Annotated in this window: 23 protein-coding genes; 7 read left to right on the top strand and 16 right to left on the bottom strand. The window is 63.8% G+C overall.

What is annotated here, in order from left to right:
- Nucleotides 1–50: 50 nt before the first annotated feature.
- From CXQ88_RS21925 to CXQ88_RS16025, 7 genes are all read right to left on the bottom strand, one after another.
- Nucleotides 51–224, bottom strand: a complete 174-nt coding sequence (locus CXQ88_RS21925) for a hypothetical protein (protein WP_181037565.1) — start codon at nucleotides 222–224, stop codon at nucleotides 51–53.
- A 102-nt stretch (nucleotides 225–326) separates the two neighbouring features.
- A complete protein-coding gene (locus CXQ88_RS16050) occupies nucleotides 327–584 on the bottom strand; it encodes a hypothetical protein (protein WP_104045138.1) in 258 nt (85 codons plus the stop codon).
- Nucleotides 581–1,468 (bottom strand): carbohydrate ABC transporter permease, encoded by an 888-nt coding sequence (locus CXQ88_RS16045; protein ID WP_104045137.1) that lies wholly within the window; start codon nucleotides 1,466–1,468, stop codon nucleotides 581–583. Before CXQ88_RS16045 ends, CXQ88_RS16050 begins: the two co-directional genes overlap by 4 nt.
- Entirely contained in the window at nucleotides 1,465–2,502 is a 1,038-nt protein-coding gene (locus CXQ88_RS16040) for a carbohydrate ABC transporter permease (RefSeq protein ID WP_104045136.1), read from the bottom strand. Before CXQ88_RS16040 ends, CXQ88_RS16045 begins: the two co-directional genes overlap by 4 nt.
- 7 nt (nucleotides 2,503–2,509) lie before the next feature.
- Nucleotides 2,510–3,790, bottom strand: coding sequence for an ABC transporter substrate-binding protein (locus tag CXQ88_RS16035; protein WP_104045135.1), 1,281 nt, complete (start codon nucleotides 3,788–3,790; stop codon nucleotides 2,510–2,512).
- Nucleotides 3,791–3,844: 54 nt separating this feature from the next.
- Nucleotides 3,845–5,533: a glycoside hydrolase family 13 protein gene (locus CXQ88_RS16030; protein WP_104045134.1), complete on the bottom strand. Its 1,689-nt coding sequence runs from the start codon at nucleotides 5,531–5,533 to the stop codon at nucleotides 3,845–3,847.
- 189 nt (nucleotides 5,534–5,722) lie between these two features.
- Nucleotides 5,723–6,739: a LacI family DNA-binding transcriptional regulator gene (locus CXQ88_RS16025; RefSeq protein ID WP_104045133.1), complete on the bottom strand. Its 1,017-nt coding sequence runs from the start codon at nucleotides 6,737–6,739 to the stop codon at nucleotides 5,723–5,725.
- Nucleotides 6,740–7,495: 756 nt separating this feature from the next.
- On the opposite strand from CXQ88_RS16025, the gene CXQ88_RS16020 reads away from it, so the two are divergent.
- Complete coding sequence (locus CXQ88_RS16020) at nucleotides 7,496–8,215, top strand: HNH endonuclease family protein (protein ID WP_104045132.1); 720 nt, start codon at nucleotides 7,496–7,498, stop codon at nucleotides 8,213–8,215.
- 52 nt (nucleotides 8,216–8,267) lie between these two features.
- Here the strand turns inward: CXQ88_RS16020 and CXQ88_RS21920 are convergent, their stop codons facing one another.
- Nucleotides 8,268–8,411, bottom strand: a complete 144-nt coding sequence (locus tag CXQ88_RS21920; protein WP_181037563.1) for a hypothetical protein — start codon at nucleotides 8,409–8,411, stop codon at nucleotides 8,268–8,270.
- Between the two features lie 595 nt (nucleotides 8,412–9,006).
- On the opposite strand from CXQ88_RS21920, the gene CXQ88_RS16015 reads away from it, so the two are divergent.
- Nucleotides 9,007–10,212: an IS110 family transposase gene (locus CXQ88_RS16015; RefSeq protein WP_104045131.1), complete on the top strand. Its 1,206-nt coding sequence runs from the start codon at nucleotides 9,007–9,009 to the stop codon at nucleotides 10,210–10,212.
- A gap of 81 nt (nucleotides 10,213–10,293) precedes the next feature.
- Here the strand turns inward: CXQ88_RS16015 and CXQ88_RS16010 are convergent, their stop codons facing one another.
- The 8 genes from CXQ88_RS16010 to CXQ88_RS15975 all read right to left on the bottom strand — a co-directional run bounded on the left by CXQ88_RS16010 (nucleotide 10,294) and on the right by CXQ88_RS15975 (nucleotide 16,959).
- On the bottom strand, nucleotides 10,294–10,764 hold the full coding sequence (locus tag CXQ88_RS16010) for a universal stress protein (RefSeq protein WP_258061933.1): 471 nt from the start codon (nucleotides 10,762–10,764) through the stop codon (nucleotides 10,294–10,296).
- A 7-nt stretch (nucleotides 10,765–10,771) separates the two neighbouring features.
- Nucleotides 10,772–11,980: an MFS transporter gene (locus tag CXQ88_RS16005; RefSeq protein ID WP_104045129.1), complete on the bottom strand. Its 1,209-nt coding sequence runs from the start codon at nucleotides 11,978–11,980 to the stop codon at nucleotides 10,772–10,774.
- 2 nt (nucleotides 11,981–11,982) lie between these two features.
- A complete protein-coding gene (locus tag CXQ88_RS16000; protein ID WP_104045128.1) occupies nucleotides 11,983–12,411 on the bottom strand; it encodes an arsenate-mycothiol transferase ArsC in 429 nt (142 codons plus the stop codon).
- Nucleotides 12,408–13,067, bottom strand: coding sequence for an arsenate reductase ArsC (locus tag CXQ88_RS15995; protein ID WP_104045127.1), 660 nt, complete (start codon nucleotides 13,065–13,067; stop codon nucleotides 12,408–12,410). Before CXQ88_RS15995 ends, CXQ88_RS16000 begins: the two co-directional genes overlap by 4 nt.
- A gap of 31 nt (nucleotides 13,068–13,098) precedes the next feature.
- A complete protein-coding gene (locus tag CXQ88_RS15990) occupies nucleotides 13,099–14,472 on the bottom strand; it encodes an FAD-dependent oxidoreductase (protein WP_104045126.1) in 1,374 nt (457 codons plus the stop codon).
- Nucleotides 14,473–14,637: 165 nt separating this feature from the next.
- Nucleotides 14,638–15,645 (bottom strand): thioredoxin-disulfide reductase, encoded by a 1,008-nt coding sequence (gene trxB, locus CXQ88_RS15985; RefSeq protein WP_104045125.1) that lies wholly within the window; start codon nucleotides 15,643–15,645, stop codon nucleotides 14,638–14,640.
- A 28-nt stretch (nucleotides 15,646–15,673) separates the two neighbouring features.
- The gene (locus CXQ88_RS15980; RefSeq protein ID WP_104045124.1) at nucleotides 15,674–16,096 is read right to left on the bottom strand and encodes an arsenate reductase ArsC; all 423 of its coding nucleotides are present in this window, start codon (nucleotides 16,094–16,096) and stop codon (nucleotides 15,674–15,676) included.
- Between the two features lie 191 nt (nucleotides 16,097–16,287).
- Entirely contained in the window at nucleotides 16,288–16,959 is a 672-nt protein-coding gene (locus tag CXQ88_RS15975; protein WP_104045123.1) for an arsenate reductase/protein-tyrosine-phosphatase family protein, read from the bottom strand.
- A gap of 45 nt (nucleotides 16,960–17,004) precedes the next feature.
- Here CXQ88_RS15975 and CXQ88_RS15970 point away from each other — a divergent pair, with 45 nt between their 5' ends.
- The 5 genes from CXQ88_RS15970 (at nucleotide 17,005) to CXQ88_RS15950 (ending at nucleotide 20,411) form a co-directional block, all read left to right on the top strand.
- A complete protein-coding gene (locus tag CXQ88_RS15970; RefSeq protein WP_104045122.1) occupies nucleotides 17,005–17,742 on the top strand; it encodes an aquaporin in 738 nt (245 codons plus the stop codon).
- A 103-nt stretch (nucleotides 17,743–17,845) separates the two neighbouring features.
- Nucleotides 17,846–18,331, top strand: a complete 486-nt coding sequence (locus CXQ88_RS15965) for a GNAT family N-acetyltransferase (protein WP_104045162.1) — start codon at nucleotides 17,846–17,848, stop codon at nucleotides 18,329–18,331.
- 28 nt (nucleotides 18,332–18,359) lie between these two features.
- On the top strand, nucleotides 18,360–18,890 hold the full coding sequence (locus CXQ88_RS15960; protein WP_104045121.1) for a DinB family protein: 531 nt from the start codon (nucleotides 18,360–18,362) through the stop codon (nucleotides 18,888–18,890).
- 271 nt (nucleotides 18,891–19,161) lie between these two features.
- The gene (locus CXQ88_RS15955; RefSeq protein WP_104045120.1) at nucleotides 19,162–19,650 is read left to right on the top strand and encodes a hypothetical protein; all 489 of its coding nucleotides are present in this window, start codon (nucleotides 19,162–19,164) and stop codon (nucleotides 19,648–19,650) included.
- A gap of 164 nt (nucleotides 19,651–19,814) precedes the next feature.
- Nucleotides 19,815–20,411, top strand: a complete 597-nt coding sequence (locus tag CXQ88_RS15950; RefSeq protein WP_104045119.1) for a recombinase family protein — start codon at nucleotides 19,815–19,817, stop codon at nucleotides 20,409–20,411.
- The last annotated feature ends 185 nt before the right edge of the window (nucleotides 20,412–20,596 follow it).

Here is a 20,596-nt window from a genome sequence, read left to right as displayed (position 1 = left end):
CTGATGTCCACTGCGTCCGGGAATCGCCGTCTTGGCTCGGACGTTCCCGTCTACCGCTGCAGGGCTTTGTCTACCAGGTCGAAGATATGCTGGAACTGCGCCTGCTGACGGTAGGGCCGGAAGCCGGCCCGGTGGAGTATCCAGTCAAAGGCCACCGCTTGACGAGCCGTCGCCAGCGAAGCGCTGATGCTGACACCATAGGTTTCCTTTGCAGGCTGAAGCATAAACAGGGAAGAGCTCCGGACAGACAATTCTGGCCGGAGCTCTTCTCTGTTTATGTTTGTTGTTGTGGTTGGAGTTGTCCCGAGGCTGAGACCTTCGGATGCTTAGATGCGCCGGGTGGCGGTGCGTGCGGGCAGCCGGCGGCGAACGCGCACCATCCCGTACAGCGCCAGCAGGATGGCGAGCAGGCCGACCGCCGAACCGAGGGCCGGCTGGGCGGTGAGCTCCATCCAGACGGTAACGACGAGCAGCACCACTGCCCAGAAGCCGAGGAGTCCGATGATGATGTCGAAGTCCTCCCCGGAGCGCGCCCGCCTGTGTTCGCTGCGGACCCGTCCGTGGTTCTGTTTCCCGCCCGTCACTTCACGGCGCCCGCTGTCAGACCGGCTACGATTTTGCGCTGGAAGATCAGCACGAGAATGACCAGCGGAATGGTCACGATGGTGCCCGCCGCCATGATGGCCGTGTAGGGGATCTGCTGCGGCTGCGCGCCGGCAAAGTTCGCGATGGCCACCGTGACCGGCTGGGTTGCATCGCTGGACAGCTGGCTGGCGATCAGGAATTCATTCCAGGAGGAGATAAACGCCAGGATGGCCGTCGTGAAGATGGCCGGTGCCGCGAGTGGCATGATGACCTTCCGGAATGCCTGTCCCTGAGTGCAGCCGTCCACCCGGGCCGATTCCTCAAGCTCCCACGGCATTTCGCGGAAGAAGGACGTCATGGTGTAAACGGTCAGCGGCAGGACGAAGGAGATGTTCGGGATGATCAGGGCCTGGTAGGTGCCCATCCAGCCGATGTTGGTGAAGAGCTGGAACAGCGGCGTGATCAGGGCAACGCCGGGGAACATGGATGCGCCCAGGATGAAGCCCAGGACCAGGTATTTGAATCGGAAGTTCAGGCGGGCCAGTGCGTACGCCGCGAACACGCCGATCAGCAGCGAAATGGCTGTAACCACCACGCCAATGAAGATGCTGTTCAACAGTGCCTGGCCGAATCTATTGCCAAACGAGGTGTCGAAGGCGGTGATGAAGTTGTCCAGGGTGACGTGGGTGGGCAGGATCGAGGTGTCGTAGGTGAATCCCACGTCGCGGAACGCCGTCACCACCATCCAGTACGCGGGCGCCAGGCACCAGATCAGGATGACGGCGGCGCTGATGTAGGTGCGGCCCAGTGCCCATTTTTCCCGGTTCTGGGCGGCCTTGCGGCCCCTGTCCTGTTCGGCACGCAGGGCTGTTCCGGTGCTCATTTCTTCCCCTTACCGGTTGCGCCGCTTTGTTCCACAACATTCGCGCCCAGGAAACGGACGAAAATGAAGGCGACGATGAAGATGATGATGAACGTGATGGTGGATAGCGCCGCGGCCGAGTTGAACCCTTGCCGGATCTGGTTGATCACCAGAATGGACAGCGTGGTGGTGTTGTTCGCACCGCCCGTGAGGATGTAGGGCAGGTCGAACATCCGCAGCGCGTCCAGGGTGCGGAACAGGACGGCCACCATGAGCGCCGGCTTTACCAGCGGCAGGGTGATCATCCGGAACCGCTGCCAGGCTGAAGCGCCGTCGACCTTGGCCGCTTCGTAGACCTCGGCAGGGATCATCTGCAGGCCGGCGAGGATCAGAAGCGCCATGAAGGGCGTGGTTTTCCAGGTGTCGGCGATGATCACGGCCCATTTGGCCGGCCACTCGCTTCCGGTCCAGAGGATGGAGGTGTTGAACATCTTGTTGGCGATGCCCTGGAAGTCGAAGATGAAGAGCCAGAGCTGTGCGGTTACGGCGGTGGGAATGGCCCAGGGCACCAGGACGGCGGCGCGGACGAGGCTGCGGCCCTTGAAGGTCCGGGCCATGATCATGGCCATCCAGAAACCCAGAATGGTTTCCAGAGTGACTGTGATGATCGTGAAGATAAACGTGGTCTGGGTGGCGGACCAGAACTGCGCACCGAGGGTGCCCGGCGGGCAGGCGACCGTTCCGCCGCCCGGGGCGGCGCACTGCTGGCCGAGCCAGTTGACGTAGTTCTGGATGCCTGCAGGGCCGCCGGCGGTAAAAAGGCCCGTGGCTGGATCCAGGCCGGCGTCCTTCTGGAACGACATCACAATGGCGCTGATGATGGGATAAACGATCACTATGCCCAGGGCGATGATGGTGGGGGCGAGGAGCCAGGTAGCCCATTTGGCCTGGCTCAGGATCTTGTTGTCCTCACCAACACCTTTGGGACCGTGATGAATCGGGGTGCCGCCCGACGCCGGTGCCTTGACCGGCGTCGGGCCTACTTCGGTTGCCATGGCTAAGCTACGATCCCGCGCCGGCGGTTTCGATGGACTTCTGCATGTCAGCCAGAGCCTGTTCAGCAGACTTTTCGCCCTTCAGTGCCGCGTAGGAGTTCTCCTGGATTGCCTGGGTGACGGCCGGGTAGAACGGAGTGACCGGGCGGGGTACGGCGTTCTCGATGGAGGTCTTCAGCACCGGCAGGTACGGCAGCTTCTTCACCAGTTCGGCGTCGTCATACAGGCTGCTCAGCACCGGTGCGAGCGAGCCTTGGGTTGCGTAAAACCGTTGGGTCTCTTCAGAGGTCATGAACTTCAGGAAGTCCAAAGCCGTGGCCTTGTTCTCGGAGTAGACGCTGACGCCGACGTTGTGTCCGCCCAGTGATGAGGCGCCGGGGCCGTCCTTGCCCGGGAGGGCTGTCATGCCCAGAACGTCCTTAACCTTGGAGGAACCTTCGGTGGTGGCCAGGTTGTAGAGGTACGGCCAGTTGCGGTGGAACAGCAATTTCCCTTCCTGGAAGGCACGGCGGCTTTCCTCTTCCTGGTAGGTGATGGCTTCGGCCGGGATGTTGCCGTTCTTGAAGGCATCAACCAGGTTGTTCAGGCCTTCCTTGGCCTCGGGGGTGTCCAGGTTCGGCTTGCCGTCATCGCCCAGCACGGAGCCGCCGGCGGAGTTGATGGCTTCGGAGGCGTTGACCGTCAGGCCTTCATACTGCTTGAACTGGCCGGAGTAGCAGCCGATGTTGTTCTCTTTGGCGATGGAGCACATCTCCATCATTTCGTCCCAGGTCTTGGGCGGGGTGGGAACGAGGTCCGTGCGGTAGTAAAGGATGCCGCCGTCGGAATGCTGCGGTGCGGTGTACAGGGTGTCGTTGTAGGAGGCCCCTTCAACTGTGGAGGGCAAGGTTCCGGCGGTGTCGATCGCCATCTTGTCCTTCAGCGGCTGCAGCCAGCCCTTGGCCGCGAACTCTGCAGTCCAGACCAGGTCGACAGACATCACATCGTAATTGGGATCCTTCGCCTGGAAGTGCTGGACCAGATCGTCATGCTGCTGGTCCGGCTGGTCGGTCTGTTCCTTTAACGCGACCTTTTCATCTGGGTGGGCGGCATTCCACTTCTCAATCAGCGGACGGATCGCACCGGTGTTGTCCTTGCCCTGGACGTAGGTGATGGGACCACGGCCGTCGAGGTTGCCTGCGGCGTCGCCGCCACCGGCGGTGGTGCTGCTTGTGTTTCCGCCGCAGGCAGATAGCGACAGCACGCCTGCCATCATCAGTGCCGCCGTGGCGGTCAGCTTTGCTTTCATGATTACTCCTTTGTAAGTGAACCCGGCAGGGACGCCGGGTTCGTGGTCGGGGGGTCAGATAATCCAGGCGGTGGTGTCTGCCGGAAGCTTTCCATCCGTCAGCGGACTGCTGCTGATGACGACGGTGCCGGCCGGCAGTTCGACGGGCTCGGTGCCGAAGTTGGTTAACGACTGCCAGCCGTTGGGCCGCATGAAGTGCAGCACCGAATCATCGGCTTGGTTGAGCCATTTCAGTTGTTCTTCGGTCTGGAGGCTGCGGCGCAGCCGCAGTGCCGCCCGGTAAAACTCGAGAGTGGAACCCTCGGTGCTCTCCTGCGCCTCGACGGCGTAGGCGCTGAACCACTCCGGCTGCGGCAGGTGTGCTGCGGCATCACTGAATCCGAACGCGATGCCTTCTGTGGTCCAGGGAAGCGGGACGCGGCAGCCGTCGCGGCCGATGTCAACGCCCGGATTGCGGAAGAACGAGGGGTCCTGGCGTTCGGAAGCCGGGATGTCGCCGACTTCTTGTAGTCCCAGTTCCTCGCCCTGGTACAGATAGGCGGAGCCGGGCAGGGCGAACATCAGCAAGGATGCGGCGCGGGCACGACGCAGACCGACTTCTACGTCAACAGCAGACGGGGAACCGCCATCCAGCAGCCACTCCTGGCCATGGCGTCCGCCCCCGGAGGGCAGGCCGTAGCGGGTGGCGTGCCGGACAACGTCGTGGTTGGAGAAGACCCATGTTGACGGGGCTCCGGTCGCTGCGGCCTCGGCCAGGTTCTTGGTGATGATGCTGTGGAACTGACCGGCGTCAAAGTCGGCCTGCAGCAGGTCAAAGTTGAAGGCCTGGCCCAGTCCTTCGGGGCTGGCGTAGCGAGCCCGCCGGTCTGCATGGACCCACGCTTCGGCGACTGCTGTCCGGGGCGGGGCGTATTCGTTGAAGACCTTGCGCCACTCGGCGTAGATTTCGTGCACGTCGTCCCGGTCCCAGAACGGGTGCGAGCCGTCGACCAAACCATCAATTCCGGTGCCTTCAACGGGCAGCTCGGCCTTTGAGGGCATAGGCTCAGAGAGATCTTTGATCAGGGCGTGTGCGACGTCGATGCGGAAGCCGTCCACTCCGCGGTCTGACCAAAAGCGCAAGGTCTTCAGGAAGTCCTCACGGACTTCGGGGTTGCCCCAGTTAAAGTCGGGCTGTTCCTTGGCAAAAATGTGCAGGTACCACTGCCCGGGTGTGCCGTCCGGTTCTGTGATGCGTTCCCAGGCCGGGCCGCCGAATTTGGAATCCCAGTCCGAGGGAGGCAGCTCGCCGTTTGCCCCTAGGCCGTCGCGGAAGATGTAGCGTTCGCGGGCAGCGGAGCCCTTCGGCGAGGCCAGGGCCTCTTTGAACCACTCGTGCCGGTCCGAAGAGTGGTTGGGGACGATGTCCACGATCAGCCTGATACCCGCGGCGCGCAGCGCGGCGGTCATCTCATCGAAGTCCGCCAGGCTGCCCAGCCTGGGGTCCACGTCGCGGTAATCGTCCACGTCGTAGCCGCCGTCGGCGAGAGCCGACGGGTAGAACGGGCTCAGCCACACGGCGTCAATCCCGAGTGACTTCAGATACGGGACCTTGGCCGTGATGCCCGCGATGTCGCCCAGGCCATCCCTGTTCGAATCGGAGAAGCTGCGCGGATAAATCTGGTACACGGCGGCCTGGCGCCACCAGTTGACATCCGACACGTCCTTGATGTCGTCATGCGTGTTTGCGGTTTTGGTGCTCAAGGTTTGGGGCTTCCTGTTCTGCTTTCCGGAAGGCGGGGGATCGCGTGCCGGATTGGGCGAGCATGTATTCGCGCGTCGACGCGCATAGTCGACGCGCTTAGTCGACGCGCGTCGATAAATAACAATAGAAGAGGCAAGCGGGAGTGTCAAGGGTCACATTGGGGAGCTACGCCGCCGCGTTCCGAGTTTTCAGGAGGAGGCGACGGCTGTGCTGCCGCGTTCAATCAGTTCGGGAACGACCAGCGTCTGAAACGAGGAATAGTCTTCGCCGCGAAGGCGCCTGACAAGATACTTGACTGCCAGCCGGGCCATATCGCCATGGCTCGGGGACAGGCTGGTCAGCGCGGGCTTACTCATCTGTGCCGCCCCCTCGCTGGCGTTCACGGCAACGATGGAAAGATCCTGCGGAATCCGGATTCCCCGCTCGGCCGCGGCTGCCATCAGGCCAAGAGTCGCCGGCTCATTGATCTCCAGGAGGGCAGTCAGGCCCGGGGCCGTTCTCCGGATTTCTTCAAAGACGTCCCAGCCGGCAGGGAACGTCGGCGAGGCAGTGAATACGTGCGCCCGGATGCCCGACTTTTTCGCCGCAGAGAGTACGGCGTCCCTTGTTCTCACTACGGGCCCATGGCCCGCGTCCAGGTCTGCCTGGGACCGGGCAAGGAACCCAATTTCCGTGTGTCCCAATTTTGCGAGATGTTCCACAGCCTTTGAGCCGCTTGCCTCAAAATCCGTGTCCACGTAGGCCAAGTCACGCGGATCTGCTGTCCGGCCGATCATCGTGAAGGGAATGTCCGCTTCCCGTAGGAAGGGCACACGCTCGTCCGCTGTCAGGACTTCCATCAGGACCACGCCATCGACGAGGCCCTGATTGACCACCTTGCGGATTTCCTCGATGTCGTCTGCGGCAAAGGGCCAGAGCAGAAGGTTGTAGCCATCGTCGCGCGCCTGCTCAGAAGCTGCGCGGATGTACTCAAATTCAGTGAGATTAAACCCGATCTCACCCAGCGGAAAGATTAACGCGATGATTCCCGTGCGTCTTCCGGCAAGGCCCTGAGCCAGAACATTCGGCGTGTATTTCAGGTCCTTCATCGCGCGGATAATTTTCTCCCGCGTCACGTCGGAGATCGGCCGGGTGCCGCTGAGGACGTACGAAACCGTACTCCTGGAGACCCCAGCAACACGTGCAACATCGGCCATAGTCGCCATGTACAACTTCCCCTTCGGCTGGTCTCGGCCAAACGGACACCCGCGGGAGCGTCAAAGTCTGTCGGTCGCGTTCATCGACGCGCTTCCTTCATCATAAGCGGATCGCTCCTACGACGACTTAGCCCAGCAGGACGGCAGTCAAACGCGTGCTTCCTAACGTAGTTAGGTTTCACCCTGGAGTTAGACCTTGACGCCGCGGACGGTGATCGGTGCGCTTCGGAGGATGTCGGTCAGCGGCATGTTTCCTTCCTGGCTATCCCATAGAAAGCGGCGTCGGGCCAGAATCGCCGGACGACGTGGTCCGCTGATCCTGTGAACTTCTGGAAGCTATTCCTACAAAAGTGACTCCGCAAGCTACCGATATGTTCCACCATGTTGCACTGGCCGCGGGATCCGCCCTCGATGCCGCGGGCGGGGCCGCTGCCCACAACCGGGGACAATTCTTTTCCGGGTTATCCACCGCTACGGCTGCCGAAAGGGGAGCTTCCCCACTGGCTCCCGAGAATGCTCAACCGTGGATAACCCCAATTGCCCCCAATCATGGACAGAGGCCAGGGCAACTCGTGTGCGGGGCAGCGGGGGAGCCGCCAGCCCAAAAACAGGCGGTACAAACAACCGCAAAGGGTGGACGACGGACTTGCAAGGGATTCTGGACCTGCGTCAGGCAGGAATGTGTGACAGGCACCATCACCTTGCTTCCCTTGCCTGTCGGCGGGCGCAGGTAGCGTAAATCTTCTCCGACACACACCTAGGACCATGAAGATCACCCGCACTGCCGCCAAAACGTTGACTGCCCTTACCGCCCTGCTGCTGGCAGGATCCCTGGTCGGCTGCGACCCTGCAGCCCGTGCCCTTGGGGCCATCGATTCCGCGCCCGGCACTGCGGCCGGGTCTCCCGCCCCGGGTGCTGCCGGTGACGCCGCAAACGCCATCGCTGTGCTGGGCAGCATCCCGGTCAAGGGTAGGGCGGCGAAGACCGGCTACAGCCGGGACGAGTTCGGACCGGCCTGGTCCGACACGGACCACAACGGCTGTGACACCCGCAATGACATCCTCGCCCGGGACCTCACCAACGAGACCTTCAAGCCCGGCACCAACAACTGCGTCGTCGCCACCGGCACACTGGCCGACAAGTACACCGGCACGACCATCGACTTCGTTCGCGGCCAGGACACAAGCGCAGCGGTGCAGATCGACCACGTCGTTCCGCTGTCAGACGCCTGGCAAAAAGGCGCCCAGCAACTCAGCGACGACCAGCGCAAAGAACTCGCCAACGACCCCCTAAACCTCATGGCAGCTGACGGTGGCACGAACAGCGCCAAGGGGGATAAGGATGCCGCCACATGGCTGCCCCCGAACAAGACGTTCCGCTGCGAATACGTCTCCAAACAAGTGGCCGTCAAGGCCAAGTACAGCCTCTGGGTCACCCAAGCCGAGCACAACGCGATCGCGGGCATCCTGGCCACTTGCACGTAGGCCGTGGTACTGAACGAACCCGTCGGCCGCCAGCCCTAGGCTGGCGGCAGAATCAGGACACTCGCCGGAAGTGGCCCGGCTTCACCTGCACCAGGATCGGCAGCGCCAGCTGGACCGGGACGACACCGACGGGCTCGTCGAGCAGCTCGTTGATCGACGTCTGCCCTTTCAGCTCCCCTGATCCGTCCCTGTCCATGCCTCGACCCTAGACACCCAGCGCGGTAGGGGTTTCTTAGACACGCTGGGGGCGCAGCAGAGGGTCCGCGCTCAAAACGCGGACCCTCTGGGTGTAAACATCCTCCTGCTTACGCCGTCGAGCATGCCACAGGCTGGACTGGCGTGGAAGTTCCAGGCCCTACCGCCACCGGCCGACTGGGGGAGCGGCCGATGACGGAGGACGCTCTCAGTTACGCTCGCCAAGACTGGTTTTCGCTGCGCTTTAACCAGTTGTTGGGCGTCCGCTTCGCGGCCGGCTGTTGGGTCCAGGGTGCGCCGTAGCAGAGCTCCGAACCCCCTGGCCCTGGTGTGTCTACGACGTTTTTTGGCTGCTGTCCTTATGTTGTTACCGGGTGCAGTTCCGCGGTCACTGTAAGGTCGTGGCTACCCAGGGGAGGCGGGTATGGCTTGGATGCTGTTGCCGGACGGTTTCGTGACGGTTTCGAAGGATTGGCCGCCCGCCACCCCGCGATGACCCGACCGCTGATTGAGAGACGCGACATGATCGCCGGATAAGGACACGACGGCGCGGTTATCTGCTGGGTCCATCCCATCTAACAGACTGGAGGCTGTTCTTGGTGCACTTGTGGGCCGGCATCGACGCTGGCAAAGCCCATCATCACTGCGTTGTGATCGACGCCGACGGAAACCGGCTGCTCTCGCAGCGAATCCCCAACGACGAACCAGCCCTGCTCGCACTCCTTGGCAGCGTCCTCGAGCTTGCAGCCGGGGACGAGGTGGTTTGGGCGACGGACCTTAACCACGGCGGACCGGCGCTGCTGATCGCATTGCTCGTCGGCCACGGACAAAACATCCTCTACATTCCGGGCCGGACGGTCTACCACGCTTCCAAGCTTTACCGGGGTGATGGCAAGACAGATGCCAAGGACGCCGCCGTGATTGCAGACCAGGCGCGGATGCGCCGGGACCTGCAGCCGCTGCGTGCAGGGGACGAAATCAGTACGGGTCTGCGGATTCTCACCGCCCGGCGCGCCGACAAATCTGCGGACCGGGTCCGGGCGATCAACCGGCTGCAGGCCCAGCTGCTGGAATACTTCCCAGCATTGGAACGGGCCTTCGATTACAGCCGTTCCAAGGCTGCCTTGTTGCTACTAAGCAAACACCGGACCCCGGACGGGATCCGCCGGGCAGGCGAAACCAGGATTCACGCATGGCTGAAGAAACATGGAGCCCGGTCCTCGGCTGCCATCGCGGCAGCAGCAGTGGAGGCGGCGAAGTCCCAGCACACTATCGTTCCCGCGCAGCATATGGGGGAGGGGATTGTCGCCGCATTGGCCCGGGAAATCCTTACTCTGTATGAGGAACTAGCTGAACTGGACGCGCTGATCAGTGAGAAAGTCAGCGAACACCAACACACGCAGGTGCTCTTGAGCATGCCCGGCTTCGGACCTGTCCTGGCCGCTGAGTTCCTCGGCGCTACCGGCGGAGACCTGACGGTTTTTCGAACCGCTGACCGGTTCGCGGGTGTTGTCGGGCTGGCCCCGGCTCCCAGGGACTCCGGAAGGGTCAGCGGAAACAACCACAGGCCTAGGCGCTACGACCGGCGCTTGCTGCGCGTCTTTTACCTTTCCGGGCTTTCGGCCCTAAAGTCTTGTCCCGCCTCGCGCGGCTATTACGACCGCAAACGTCTCGAAGGTAAATCCCACATCCAGGCCATGCTGTCTTTGGCACGGCGCCGCCTGAACGTCCTGTGGGCCATGCTCCGCGACGGCACCACCTACATCCCGGTTTCATCAGGGGTGGCGCCAATGGCTGCCTAACGGGAACCCTAACGAGCTCCGTACTCTGGCCATGGGGACGCTGACCGTACGGTCGGACCGATTACTTGGCTGGTAACAGCCCTATCGGTGCGGGTTACGCGGCTCCGGGACGATGAGGACCGGTCGCCGCTGGCGGTGGATCAGGGCCGCGGGCACGGAACCTTCCAGGGCCCGGTCCAGCCGTGCCAGAGAACCTGACCGGCCGGCCCCGACCACGAGCAGGGCTGCACCGGCGTTCTCGGCGAGGCGTCTGAGGGCCTTGGAAACATCGCCGTTGAGCACGCGGAACGACCAGGTCTGCCCGGGTTTCCCGAGAATGGCTTCCAGCTTCTGTTGTAGCTGCTCCGACGGGAATTCCGCTTCTTCGTTGATGCTCGGGTCCAGGGAGAGAGCTGTCCGTTGGTTCATGGGCGCCCATTCCGTCAGGTAACTGGCAGGGTCGACGAATGCGCATATGAGATGCTCGTCCAGCGCAGCGGCCAGGACAGCAGCTGTCCTGATCAGGTGCTCGGAGAAGCTCCACTCCACGCCGAGAACAATGGGTCCTTCCATCCGTTCCTCATCGGACATGGAAGCCTCGCACATGATGCGCCTCGGAGATGATCAGGGCGGTTCCGGTTGTGGCGGCCATGACGTAGGCCATGGCCGTGAAGGAACCGAACCACGATGCCAGTGTGGGGCCAAGGGCCGGGGCGAGGGCCGTGACGATGGTGAGGGGTGCGGCGAAGTGGCCCTGCAGGGTGCCGAGGCTAGTTGCACCCCACTGGTCGGCAACGATTGTGGCCTGCAGCAGTGTCTGGCAGCCACGGATGGCTCCGGCGATCATCCCGGCTCCGATCAGCAGCGGCGCCGGCCCCGGGAGGAGTGCGAGGAGAAGGAGTGCCCCGGCAGCGGTTCCAGTGACGATGACAATGCGTGCTTTGGCGGGTAGGGCGGCGAAGAGCAGTCTGCCGGCGACCTGTCCAGCTCCAATGAGGCCGAGGCCGAGGGCGGCGATGGTGTAATCGGCTCCCTTTTCCATCAGCAGGGGGATGATGTTCAGCGTCACGGTGTACAGGCCGAGGCACAGCAGGACCATAAGGGCCTGCAGGGCCACGAATTCACGGCTGCGGCGGATGAGGCGCACCTGTGCGGTGTCCTCGATCATCTGAGCGTCTGACCGGGCTTGCTGCCAGGACCGGTTGAGGTATCGGGCGTGCAGTGGCACCGTCACAGCCCCGAACAGGCCGGCGAGAACCAGGAAGGCTCCCCGCCACCCGATCGCATTGCAGAGGGCCGCGGTGAGCGGGGCGAAGATCGTGGACGCGAATCCTGCGACCAGGGTCAAGATGGTCAGCGGCCTGACCCGGGCCGGGCCGTACCAGCGGCTGATCACGGTGAACGCCGGCTGGTAGAGCACCGCTGCCTGCGCGGTTCCGGCCAGCAGCCACGCGGCCGCAAAAACTGGCAGGTTTGGTGCCCCGGCGACCACGACAACGGCCATGACCCCGATCAGTGAACCGCCGACCATCAGGTTGCGCGGGCCGGTCCGGTCCAGGATTTTGCCGACGGCGATGCCCGCGGCGGCGGATACCACCAGTCCCGCGGAGAAGGCACCGGTGACCAGTGCCGGGTCCCAGCCGGTGTCGTCACTGATGGGTCTGACCGCTGTCAGCAGCGCGTAGTAGAGCACGCCCCAGCTAGTGGTCTGGGTTACACACAGCGCGGCGAGGCCGCCGCGTGGTGCACCCTCCGCAGCCAGTGTCCGAGACGGTGCCGGGGTGGGCATGGCTAGTTCCCGGTGAGCTCCGCGTGAAGCTTCTGGACGCGGTTCTTGATGTCGTCCCGGACCAGTCGCATACGTTCCATGCCTTCGATGCCACGTTCGGAGGGTTCGTCCGTTTCCCAGACCTCGAAGCGGGTGCCCTCGTGCGGTTCAAGCTTGGCCTCAGTGCCCAAAACGATTACAGCGTCGACCGTGTCCAAAACCTCATCGGTAACCGGTTTGGGGTATTCGCCGGTGACGTCGATACCGAGCTCGGCCAGGGAGTCCACGGCCTGCGGGTTGAGGGACTTGCCGGGCTTGGTACCGGCGGAAAAGACAGCGATGGCGTCGCCCGCGAGATCCCGCATGAGGCCGGCCGCGAGCTGGGATTTGCCGCCGTTCTTGCTGCAGACGAACAGCACGGCCGGTTTCTTCGACGTGGTTTCTTCGGTCATGAGTGGGTTGTTTCCTTTGTGAGTGAGTCGACGAGGGTTTTGACCCGGTCGTGGATCTGGTCGCGGATCTCCCGCACCGTTTCGAGGGGCTGCTCGGCTGGGTCGGGCAGGTCCCAGTCCTCGTAGCGTTTGCCCGGGTAGATGGGGCAGGAGTCTCCGCAGCCCATCGTGATGACCACGTCCGAGGCGCGCACAACGTCGTCGGTGAGGGGTTTGGGGTAGTTCCGGGACACGTCCAGGCCCATCTCCGACATTACTGTCACGACGGCGGGGTCCAGTTCGGCTGCCGGTAGGGAGCCGGCGGAGCGGACGTGGATTCGGCCTTTGGCCTCGACGGTGAGCAGGGCGGCGGCCATTTGGGACCGTCCGGCATTCTGCACGCAGACGAACAAGACCTCGGGCACCTCCGAGGCGATGGCTCCCTTGGACTTGGCCAGGGCACTGAGCCGGTCGCTGGCGAAGTGCTCTGTGGTGGCGGGCAGGTAGCTCGTGATCTTGGCGGTCCGGGCCAGGGCGGTGTAGGACTCGAAGACGTAGCGTTCAACCGTCTCGGTCGCGAAAATCCCTGCGAACCTTTCCCCGAGGCGGGCGCTGATGCGGTGCAGGACTTCTGTGTTGTCCTGCAGCCCCAAGCTCGTGTCACGGTGTTCAGTCATGGCAGCACTCCTTTAGCGGTGACGGTTTGAGTTAGTTGATGCCGGAGCGGCCGTGGGCCAGGCCCGTAGGGAAGCCGACCAGCACCGGTTCGGGTGTGGTGCAGCAGCCGCTCGTTTCCGCTGGTCCGGGTTGTGCGGGGACGTCGCAGCCGGTGCCGGCGTCGGTGGAGCAGACGCCGGTCTCGGGGAGTTCGAGCTGGACGGTGTCCGCGGCTTCATGGTCCCCGGCCAGGGCCGCGACGACGGAGCGGACCTGCTCGTAGCCGGTGGCCAGCAGGAAGGTCGGTGCCCGGCCGTAGGACTTCATGCCCACGATATAGAAGTCCTTGTCCGGGTGGGCCAGGAGTTTCGCACCGTGTGGCGGGACGGTGCCGCAGGAGTGGAATTCCGGGTCGATCAGTGGGCCGAGCTCGATGGGGGCTTCGACGGCCGGGTCGAGGGTGAGCCGCAGTTCGCTCAGGATGTCCAGGTCAGGGCGGAACCCTGTGCAGGGCACGATGACGTCCGCGTCGATCGTGCGGCCGTCCACAGCGCCCACGATGACGGAGGAGTCCAGGGATTTGATCGAGCTGATGCCGAAGCTGGTGTGGAGTTCAATCTTTCCGGCTTCCACGAGGCGGCGGACGCGGCCGCCGAGCTGGCCCCGGGCCGGCAGCCCATCGAGGTCCCCGCCGCCGTAGACTTTCGCGGCCGAGGCGCCGCGGACGACCCAGAGGATGCGGGTGTCCGGTTCCTCCTTGGCCAGGTCGGTGAGGCTGATGAGGGTGTTGGCGGCGGAGTGCCCAGCGCCGACTACCAGGACTCGGCGTCCGGCGAAGGCTGCGCGGTCCCGGCCGGCGACGTCCGGCAGTGGGGCGGAGATCCGGTCCGCGGCGGTGTCTTCGCCGATGGCGGGAAGTCCGGAGGTGCCCAGCGGGTTGCGGCGGGACCAGGTGCCGGAAGCGTCGATGACGGCGGACACGGTGTGGTCGCGGGTCTCGCCGTCGCTGTGTTCGACGCGGACGGTGAAGGGGGTGGTGTCCCGGTTCCGGATGTGGGTTTTGTCCAGTCCCTGCCGGGTGATGGCGGTGACGCGTGCGCCGGCCTGCAGCCTTGAGGCGATCTGCGGCATGGCGGCAAGCGGTGCGAGGTAGTTGTCGATGAGCTCCCAGCCGTAGGGAAGCGCGGTGGGACGGGGTGATTCCCAGCCTGTGGTTTCGAGCAGGCGGAGGGCGGCTGCGTCGAGGTTGAAACGCCAGGGTGAGAACAGCCGGACGTGGCGCCACTGCTCGATGGCCGCGCCCGCCGTCGGGCCTGCTTCGAAGACCATCGGCTCCAAGCCGCGCTCGAGCAGGTGGGCTGCGGCAGCCAGGCCAACGGGCCCGGCGCCGATCACGGCAACGGGAGGGCTCTTCGCTGAATCCATGCTGTCCTCGTTTCTGATCTCTTGGTGATGTTGGTCGGGGTGCAGCCGGTCCCTTGCAGGGACCGGCTGGTGGCGGGGGTTAGCAGCAGTCCTGATCGTCGTCGCAGCAACCGGAGTCGCCGCAGCATCCTGTCCTCATTCAGCTCACCTCCTCCCGTGTCGGGTTTAGGCGTGGATGGGTTCCTCGACCAGGGCCGTGGCGATGCTGTCCGCATCCTCCAACGCCGCGAGGTAGCGTTCGGCGTCGAGGGCAGCGGCGCAGCCCGTCCCGGCAGCGGTGATGGCCTGGCGGTAGCGGTGGTCCACGGCGTCACCGCACGCGAACACGCCCGAGAGGTTGGTGACCGTGGTGGGTGAATCGACCTTGATGTAGCCCTCGGCGTCCAGGTCCACCTGCCCGGTCAGCAGTTCGGTGCGCGGCACATGGCCGATCGCGACGAAAATACCCGTGGCGGCCTGGTGTCGGGTTTCGCCGGTGACAGTGTCGGTCAGGGTCACGCCGGTGACCTTGGACTCGCCGTGGATGTCGGTAATGGCGGAGTTCCAGGCGAAGTTGATCTTGGGGTTGTCCTTGGCCCGCTGCGCCATGATCCGGGAGGCGCGCAGCTCGTCCTTGCGCACGACGACGGTGACGGACTTTCCAAAACGGGTCAGGAAGGTGGCTTCCTCCATTGCCGAGTCGCCGCCGCCGACAACGATGATGTCCTGTTCACGGAAGAAGAACCCGTCGCAGGTGGCACACCACGAGACGCCGTGGCCGCTGAACTTCTTTTCCTTCGACAGGCCGAGTTCCTTGTAGGCCGAACCGGTGGCAAGAATGACGGCTGGGGCTTCATAGGTTTCGCCCGCACCGGTGACGACGCGCTTGAGGTGGCCCGTCAGCTGGACCTCGGTGACGTCGTCGAACTGTACTTTGGCGCCGAACTTCTCGGCCTGTTCCTGCAGCCCGTCCATCAGCTCCGGCCCCTGGATACCACCCGGGAAGCCCGGGAAGTTCTCGACCTCGGTGGTGTTCATCAGCGCACCTCCCGCGGTCACTGAACCGGCCAGGACTAAAGGCTCAAGGCCGGCCCGGGCGGCGTAGATCGCGGCGGTGTAGCCGGCGGGGCCGGAACCGATGATGATCAGCTGTTCAGCCTTGACGGCTGCTGGGGTTTCGTTGTTGCTGCTCACTGGTGTCTCTCCTGGTGTCCGGAACCGGCTACTTGGCAGCGGGGATAAGGGATTCGATCAAGCCTTCGATGCGGGTCTTGATCTGGTCGCGGATGGGGCGGACGGATTCGACGCCCTTGCCTGCCGGGTCTTCCAGGACCCAGTCCTCGTAGCGCTTGCCGGGGAAGTACGGGCACTCATCGCCACAGCCCATGGTGATGACGACGTCGGATTCCTTCACGGCCTCGGTGGTCAGGACCTTCGGGACCTCGGCGGACATGTCGATGCCCAGCTCGGCCATGGCCTCCACAGCGGAGGGGTTGATCTTGTCGGCGGGCTGGGACCCGGCGGAACGGACTTCGATCTGGCCCTTGCCGAGTGTGGTGAGGAACGCGGCGGCCATCTGGGAGCGGCCGGCGTTGTGGACGCAGACGAACAGAACGGAGGGCTTCTTGGCGGTTTCGGTGCTCACTGGTGTCTCCTGGAATCAGTTAAGTGTTTCGGTCTGGTTGAAGTCGTCACACCCATACATCCTGCACTGAAATATTGATGCTGATCGATGTATGGAGTATCTGACCATGCATTGAGGATTGTCAATATACGAAGAGGCGGAGCCGGGGTTTTCTGGCGAGGCCCGCCGGGCTTGGTGATGGGGTAGCGCGGTCAGGCGGCGTGCAGCCGGGGCGCAAGGTCGTTGATGCGGTGGGAGATGTCGGTGAAGGCGTCCTCGAAGGCTTGGTCGGTGTTGATCCGAAGCGGGTCCGGCACCGACCAATGGATGCCGCCGGGGCTGGTGAGTTCCTCGTGAGCGTTATCGCAGACCGTGACCACGAAATCGCCGCCGGAGATCCCGTCCAGCTTCCGCGGCGGAACCACCGGCAGTTCCACCCCATGGCGGCGGGCTACATCGATGGCACCTTGGGCGATTCGGTCCGCCGGATGCGTCCCGGCCGAAGTTGAAGGGATTTCACTGACCTGCCGCCAAAGTGCGGCAGCCATCTGTGAGCGGGCACTGTTCCGGGTGCAGACAAACAGGATCCGGGTGGCGCCGTGCTCGGCGCCGGGCGCGAGGCCTTCCAACGCGCCTGCGGCGAGGCGGATATAGCTGCGCCGCTTGTCAGCCTCCGAGCGGTGGCGGGTTGCCAGGCCGGCACCTTCCAGTGCCCGCAGGTGATGGGACAGCAGGTTCGAGGGCATGCCCAGTTCAGCCTGGAGTTCTGTGGGCGAGAAGTCCCCAAGGGTCAGCAGGTCCACGATGCGCAGCCGCGCAGGGTCGGCTAGGGCAGCGTGCTTCGCAACGCGAAACTGGAAAGCGGCTGCTGGATCAGTTTTCATTGACTCAATTTTGACTGAGTAAGTATCTTGAGTCAAGCTTGAGTCATGACTACAAACCAGCCGCCGTTGTGGCGCCGTGCCGTCGCCGAATTCCTCGGCACCTGCCTGCTCGTGATGATCGTCGTGGGCTCGGGGATCATGGCGCAGCAGCTTTCGCCCACCGACGTTGGCTTGCAGCTGCTGCAGAACAGCACCGCAACCGTTCTGGGCCTGACCGTACTGATCCTCGTATTCGGGCCCGTCAGCGGGGCGCACTTCAACCCCGTCGTCTCGCTCGTGGACTGGATCCTGGGGCACCGCAGCGGCACGGGCCTGACCCTGCCCGAAGTGGGCATCTACGTGGTCTCGCAGACGATCGGTGCGATCGGTGGCAGCGTCGTCGCGAACGCCATGTTTGAGGTTGGCACCTCCATCTCCGTCAAGGACCGCGCCAGTGGTGGCCACCTGCTTGGCGAAGTCGTCGCAACCGCGGGGCTCATCCTGCTGATCTTCACCCTCGCCGCCACCAAGCGGGGCGTCCTCGCCGCGCCAGCGGTGGGTGCCTATATCGGCGCCGCATACTGGTTCACGTCCTCGACGTCGTTCGCGAACCCCGCCGTGACTGTCGGCCGCATCTTCAGCGACACTTTCGCCGGCATCGCACCGGCCTCTGTGCCCGCGTTCGTCATCGCCCAGCTCGTCGGCGCTGCAGTCGGACTGGGCCTCCTGCTCATCCTCTTCCCCGCAGCGGCCAACGCCGCAGACGACGTCGTCCTTCCACACGAGGCCAAGGCCAGCTCCTAACCAGCTCCCTGGCAGTAGGCCGCCTCCATGTATTGATGGATGTCAATATTGGCGCATAAAACCTCCTGGCAAACCTGTGACCTCAACCCTGACCGTCCGGGCCATGGAACCGGGCGACTGGTCCCTGGCCCGGAGCATCTATCAGGAAGGCATCGACGCCGGGCACGCGACGTTCGAATCCTCCGCCCCGGACTGGGAGTCCTTCGACCAGTCGCGGCTGCCCAAGCACCGCCACGTTGCAGCCTCCGCCGACGGCACCGCCCTAGGCTGGGCGGCAGTCTCACCTGTCTCCTCCCGCCGCGTGTATGCCGGTGTGGTGGAACACTCCGTATACGTCGCCTCCGCCGCCCGAGGGCTGGGCATCGGCACAGCCCTCCTCCAGGCACTCATCGCTTCCACCGAACGCGATGGGATCTGGACCATCCAGGCCAGTGTCTTCCCCGAGAACGACGCCAGCCTCAAACTCCACCTGGCCAACGGGTTCACTATCGTGGGCCGCCGCCAGCGCATCGCCCGCATGACCCACGGCCCACTGATTGGGAAGTGGCGCGACACCCTCCTGATCGAACGCCGCTCCGACCGCATCTGAACAGTGAGCCTGCACCGTGGAGGGCGATATGGAACCGACAAAGGAAGAGATCCTGGCCGGATACGGCCGGGCGCGGGCCGAACTCGATGCCTGGCTGGCGGGCGCCACGGTGGCCGATCTTCGCCGCAAGAGCAAAGGCACGAAGTGGACCAATGAAGAACTGCTCTTCCACATGGTTTTCGGCTACATGGTGGTCCGGGCACTGCTTCCCCTGGTCCACGTCATCAGCCGATTCCCCACTCCAGTCGGCCGGGCCTTCGCCTCAGCCCTGAACGCGGGCACCCGGCCCTTCGATGTCATCAACTACTGGGGCTCCCGCAGCGCGGCGCGCTACTTCGACCGGGGAAGGATGGCCCGGAAGCTGGAAAGGACCATCAACGCCATCAAACGCAGACTGGACCTCGAGAGCAACGCATCGCTGTCGAGGTCGATGCCCTTCCCGGATCGCTGGGATCCATTCTTCGCGCCAACCATGACGGTCAGGGATGTCTACGCGCACCCAACGAAACACTTCGACTTTCATGCCCTGCAACTTAGCCTCAGCCACCCACACAAATAAGTTGCAGACCAGCCTTCTGCCCGTCTCGGAAAACAGCAGCTTTTCAAGACGCGGGTGCGGGTAGCGCGAGAAGCTCCGGTGCAGTGAGAAACTGGCCGTCGGCGACGTCTCGGAAACGCCTCTCACCGTAAATTGTCTCAACAGCGGTCCTTGATGGGCTTTTTGAGCCAAGATTCCTAGTAGGGCCGTTGGGTCTCGGGAGGCCAGAAACTCCGTCCGCATCAGCTCTGGCACCGCCTAAACGGGCGTCGGTGGTAGATAGGCTGGGCGTATGACGTTGGGGGACGCGGGGGATCCGCTTGTGCATAGCGCAGCCGATGAGAACAAAGTGGTTCTCCGAGCGCCCGCGTTCATTAAGGGTTGGCTGATCGCAACCACGCTCTGGGTGGGTGTCCTATTCCTCGTCGTCGTAGTCATGTATGCAGTTCCTACGCTGTTGTCAGGAACCGATGGCGGACATCTTTGGGGTGTGGCTGCAATGGTGCTCTTTTACGGCTACGGCATTGCCCTGGTGTTCGGCGCCCCTCTGGCTTGGGTGCTGGCGTTCCTGCTGCGTCCGATCCGGAATCAATGGCTCCACGTCGCGGCATTCTTTGTAGTGCCTACATTCGCGTTCTGGACTGTAGCGGGGCTATTGGGCATCGGCTGGCACCCGGGCCTGCTCAGCCTGTGGGCCACTGTTGGGGCTGCAGCGGCCATCGGACGCTCAGCCATCCGCAGCGATGTCTCATCGTCGACTCCTTCGGCTCCTGAGCTATGAAACCGCGCGTGCTTGGGATCCGGCACTCACCTTCGCGGCCGGAGCCAGTGTCCTACTGAAACTGACGCCGGCCGAGGCTTAGAACCAAAGAGGGTGCACTCCATCAAACCCAGAAATACCCTCCACCTGGGTGAGTCCGGGAGACTTCGAGTCAGAATGGCCGTGTGAGACATCTGGGATATACGCGTGTCAGTACTTCCAGTCAGGATGCCCAACTGCAGCTAGACGCGCTTGTCGCCGCCGGGGTGCAGAAGCGCGACGTCTTCGCTGACGTGACTTCGGGTAGCAAGACTGCGATCGAGCGGCCCGGAATGAAAAGGCTCTTGGAGTACGCCGAGGCGGGTGACACCGTTGTTGTGTGGCGGGTCGACCGGTTGGGCCGATCGCTGATCGATGTGCTGAACACCGTGGCCCTTCTGCGTGACCGCGGCATCCATGTCCGATCCATCTCGGACGGCATCGACCCGGCGACCTCGACTGGCCGGCTGATGCTGAATATGCTCGCCACCCTCGCCGAGTATGAGCGCGAGCTGATCGTTGAGCGGGTGAACGCTGGCATCGCGGCCGCCAGGCAGAACGGCATACGCTTCGGCCGGCCGGTGGCCAACCCGGCCGTCATCGCGGACAAGCTGGCGATCGCCCAGGACGCCCGCGCGAAGGGCCGTACTGCAGAAGACGCCGCCCGGCTCGTGGGATGGAGCCGTGCAACGCTTTACCGCCACCAGCGGGCCCTCGCTGCGCGCCAGAACAGCACCCCGTAGGTGCTCCTAAAGAGCGAGTAACGGCTGAACCGTCTCCAGCCTCGCCAATCCAGCACTTGGGTTAGGGGATCGGTCCTCGCTGCGCTCGGGCTGTAGAAGCGTTTTTCTGTTTTTTGCTGCTGTCCTGCGGATCGTACGTGCCCGCTCCACCGGCTCAACCGTCCTGCGGACGGCTGCGCAGCGGA

This window comes from Arthrobacter sp. ZGTC412, assembly GCF_002929215.1.
In the GTDB taxonomy this organism is placed as follows: domain Bacteria; phylum Actinomycetota; class Actinomycetes; order Actinomycetales; family Micrococcaceae; genus Arthrobacter.
Note: the sequence above shows the minus strand (reverse complement) of the source record. Positions and strands in the feature narration are given on the sequence as shown.

Bases quoted from the DNA above. Each gene is read 5' to 3' on its own strand.
- CXQ88_RS21925 (WP_181037565.1), bottom strand. From the start codon at position 224: ATGCTTCAGCCTGCAAAGGAAACCTATGGTGTCAGCATCAGCGCTTCG.
- CXQ88_RS16045 (WP_104045137.1), bottom strand. From the start codon at position 1,468: ATGAGCACCGGAACAGCCCTGCGTGCCGAACAGGACAGGGGCCGCAAG.
- CXQ88_RS16040 (WP_104045136.1), bottom strand. From the start codon at position 2,502: ATGGCAACCGAAGTAGGCCCGACGCCGGTCAAGGCACCGGCGTCGGGC.
- CXQ88_RS16035 (WP_104045135.1), bottom strand. From the start codon at position 3,790: ATGAAAGCAAAGCTGACCGCCACGGCGGCACTGATGATGGCAGGCGTG.
- CXQ88_RS16025 (WP_104045133.1), bottom strand. From the start codon at position 6,739: ATGGCGACTATGGCCGATGTTGCACGTGTTGCTGGGGTCTCCAGGAGT.
- CXQ88_RS16020 (WP_104045132.1), top strand. From the start codon at position 7,496: ATGAAGATCACCCGCACTGCCGCCAAAACGTTGACTGCCCTTACCGCC.
- CXQ88_RS21920 (WP_181037563.1), bottom strand. From the start codon at position 8,411: ATGGACAGGGACGGATCAGGGGAGCTGAAAGGGCAGACGTCGATCAAC.
- CXQ88_RS16010 (WP_258061933.1), bottom strand. From the start codon at position 10,764: ATGGAAGGACCCATTGTTCTCGGCGTGGAGTGGAGCTTCTCCGAGCAC.
- CXQ88_RS16005 (WP_104045129.1), bottom strand. From the start codon at position 11,980: ATGCCCACCCCGGCACCGTCTCGGACACTGGCTGCGGAGGGTGCACCA.
- CXQ88_RS16000 (WP_104045128.1), bottom strand. From the start codon at position 12,411: ATGACCGAAGAAACCACGTCGAAGAAACCGGCCGTGCTGTTCGTCTGC.
- CXQ88_RS15995 (WP_104045127.1), bottom strand. From the start codon at position 13,067: ATGACTGAACACCGTGACACGAGCTTGGGGCTGCAGGACAACACAGAA.
- CXQ88_RS15990 (WP_104045126.1), bottom strand. From the start codon at position 14,472: ATGGATTCAGCGAAGAGCCCTCCCGTTGCCGTGATCGGCGCCGGGCCC.
- CXQ88_RS15975 (WP_104045123.1), bottom strand. From the start codon at position 16,959: ATGAAAACTGATCCAGCAGCCGCTTTCCAGTTTCGCGTTGCGAAGCAC.
- CXQ88_RS15970 (WP_104045122.1), top strand. From the start codon at position 17,005: ATGACTACAAACCAGCCGCCGTTGTGGCGCCGTGCCGTCGCCGAATTC.
- CXQ88_RS15965 (WP_104045162.1), top strand. From the start codon at position 17,846: ATGGAACCGGGCGACTGGTCCCTGGCCCGGAGCATCTATCAGGAAGGC.
- CXQ88_RS15960 (WP_104045121.1), top strand. From the start codon at position 18,360: ATGGAACCGACAAAGGAAGAGATCCTGGCCGGATACGGCCGGGCGCGG.
- CXQ88_RS15955 (WP_104045120.1), top strand. From the start codon at position 19,162: ATGACGTTGGGGGACGCGGGGGATCCGCTTGTGCATAGCGCAGCCGAT.